The organism is Zwartia panacis, assembly GCF_030410395.1.
In the GTDB taxonomy this organism is placed as follows: domain Bacteria; phylum Pseudomonadota; class Gammaproteobacteria; order Burkholderiales; family Burkholderiaceae_B; genus Zwartia; species Zwartia panacis.
In genome coordinates, this window is sequence record NZ_JAUHHF010000028.1 from 1 (window position 1) to 2179 (window position 2179).

A 2179-nucleotide genomic window follows, 5' to 3' on the forward strand; every position below is an offset into this window, starting at 1 on the left:
GTTTACCGCTCACGCCCAATGGCAAGCTCGATCGCAAGGCGTTGCCCGATCCGGACTTTGGCGCCGATCAGAGTACGTACCGTGCGCCAGTCAGCGAGCACGAGATCATGTTGTGCGGATTGTTCGCCGAGGTGACGGGCGCGAGCCGCGTGGGCCTGGACGACAGTTTCTTTGCGATCGGCGGGCATTCGCTGCTTGCGATGCGGCTGATTGCCCGCGTGCGTCAGCTTACCGCTTGTGAATTGCCATTGCGCGTGTTGTTTGAGTCTCCGACTCCGGCTTCCCTCGCACCTCGTTTAGCTCATGAGCAGCCAGAGGCTGTAATGAAGATTGTGGCTGGAATGGGGAGATCTAATCTACTGGACGAAGATGATGATGAGTGAAAAAAAATTAACCCGAGTAGCCATTTCATCTGGTCAGAGAAGGCTTTGGACGCTGGATCAATTAGAAGGTCCTTCGGCGACCTACAATATCCCGCAGGTCTTACATTTACAAGGCAAGCTTGAAATTGAGATACTGAATCAGGCTCTTTTATTGTTGATAGCGCGTCATGAGTCTTTACGCACAGTGATTCGCGCAAACAAGAATGGTTCACCCATAGGGTTACTTTTACCGGCGCCAAATGATCAATCCTTCCTGACTCAAATTGATCTTCGCAAGCTAGATGCAGAGTCCCGTGAGCTCGCGTTGTCGCAGTGCATCCGCGACGAGGTGGATCGACCGTTTGATCTCGCCAATGATTATTCACTTCGCGCGCGTGTGGTCAGAGTCGATGCACTGGAGAATGTGCTGTTGCTCACGTTTCACCACCAGGCGAGCGATGGGGAGTCGGCGGTGGTGTTTGCGCGCGAGTTGAGCCAGGCCTATGGGAGCTTGTTGCGTGGCGCGCAACCCGATTGGGCACCGTTACCGATTCAGTACAGTGATTGGGCCGCTTGGCAGCAGCAGACTCTGGAAGGGAATTTAGAGCAGAAGATCGCACGCGCAAAGGCCAGATTGGCCGATGCGCCGGAAAGTCTTTCACTGCCGTTGGATCACCCCAGGCAAGCAACTCGTGCGCGGCGCGCGGGGTATCTATCGTTTGAGTTATCGGTTGAGTTGACGCAAGCGCTGAGCGCGTTGGCGGTACGTCAGGGTGCAACCCTTTTTGCATTGTTGCTAGGCGCGTATGGTGCGACGTTAGCCCGAATCGCCAATCAGAGTACGGTTGTGATTGGATCTCCTGTGTCAGGACGCAGCCACGTCGAGACAGAGTCACTGATTGGATTTCTGGTCAATACATTGGCGATCCCGGTATCGATCGATGCGACCTGTGATGGCATTGAGCTGATTGCGCGCGCCAAGAAGAGCGTAGAAGAGGCGCTGATCGATCAAGACTTGCCGTTTGAGCGACTGGTCGATGGCTTGGGTGTTGAGCGCTCGCTGTCTCAAACGCCAGTATTTCAAGCTTCCTTCACATTTGCGATGGAAGATGAAATTGAAAATACGGGTAATGTGCAATTCGAAGGGATGAATGTCAAGGTGTTGGATGTCATTCCAAACTTAGTTAAAAATGATCTGTCATTTTATTTAACATTCAATTCGCAACGTATCCTGAGCGGGGTCATGGCCTATGACGCCGACCTTTTTGAAGAAGCTTCAGTCAATAACTGGAGGCACGCGTTTGAATCCTTTCTAATTGGACTAGTCAAAGAACCTAATCAATCAGTCTTGACTTTGCCGCTGCTAAATGAGTCAGCATATCAAGCAGTCATCACTCAGTCTGCGGGTGAGATTGTGGAAGTTAGTGAGTCGTTACGCACGCTGCCTGCGCTGTTTGAGTCGCAAGTCAGGCGCGATCCGCACGCTACGGCATTGATGTTTGAGGAGCAGCAGGTGAGCTACGGCGAGCTCGATCGTCGCTCGAATCAACTGGCACGCTACTTGATCAAGCAAGGCGTGGGACCTGACTTGACGGTAGCCGTTTTACTAGATCGCTCTATAGAGATGATGGTCGCTATGCTGGCCGTGCTCAAAGCCGGTGGCGTCTATTTACCGCTGGATCCGAACTACCCAAGCGAGCGCCTGGCCTTCATCTTGAACGATGCGAAGGCAAGCGTGATGATTGCGGATCAGGCCAATTACGATTTGCTGGAGTTGTCACAGAGTCTTGCGATCGAGGCTCCGGCGTTGATTGATC

General features: G+C 52.8%; 2 protein-coding genes. Both read left to right on the forward strand.

The window, feature by feature from the left end:
* Positions 1 to 383: phosphopantetheine-binding protein (locus QWY30_RS15795; protein WP_290242639.1), on the forward strand; the 383-nt coding region annotated here is incomplete at its 5' end.
* A partial coding sequence (locus QWY30_RS15800; RefSeq protein WP_290242641.1) for a condensation domain-containing protein occupies positions 376 to 2179 on the forward strand: 1804 nt, incomplete at its 3' end. The genes QWY30_RS15795 and QWY30_RS15800, both read left to right, overlap by 8 nt.